Here is a 327-nt window from a genome sequence, read left to right as displayed (position 1 = left end):
TTCTTCGGCCACGCCGTCCAGGCGCTCGACCATTTCCATCGACCAGCTTGGCTCCAGCTCGTGCAGCCACACGGCCAGGGTGGAGCTCATGATGCCGCCGCCGACCAGCAGTACGTCGACTTTCTTGGTTTCTGCGGCGTGCGCTTGCATGCAGCTTGCAGCGACAGCCAGACCCAGCAAGGTCTTGCCAGCTTTCTTGAACATTGATCAATTCCAGTCATAAGAACAGAGGGAGGGCCTGTGGCTGGCCCAAGTAAAGCGTGTTCTTCAGCGCAGGCTTGGTATTGATCATTGTTCAGCAGCTAGAGAACGAGAAAACGACCCTGC

The 327-nt window shown here is 57.2% G+C and carries 1 protein-coding gene; it reads right to left on the bottom strand.

All coding sequences use genetic code 11. The annotated features are described in order from the left end of the window. A partial coding sequence (locus tag QWI17_RS06670; protein WP_302721751.1) for a malate:quinone oxidoreductase occupies positions 1 to 204 on the bottom strand: 204 nt, incomplete at its 3' end. Positions 205 to 327: the final 123 nt, after the last annotated feature.

The sequence above is a fragment of the Gilvimarinus gilvus genome (assembly GCF_030518155.1).
Taxonomy (GTDB): domain Bacteria; phylum Pseudomonadota; class Gammaproteobacteria; order Pseudomonadales; family Cellvibrionaceae; genus Gilvimarinus; species Gilvimarinus gilvus.
Note: the sequence above shows the minus strand (reverse complement) of the source record. Positions and strands in the feature narration are given on the sequence as shown.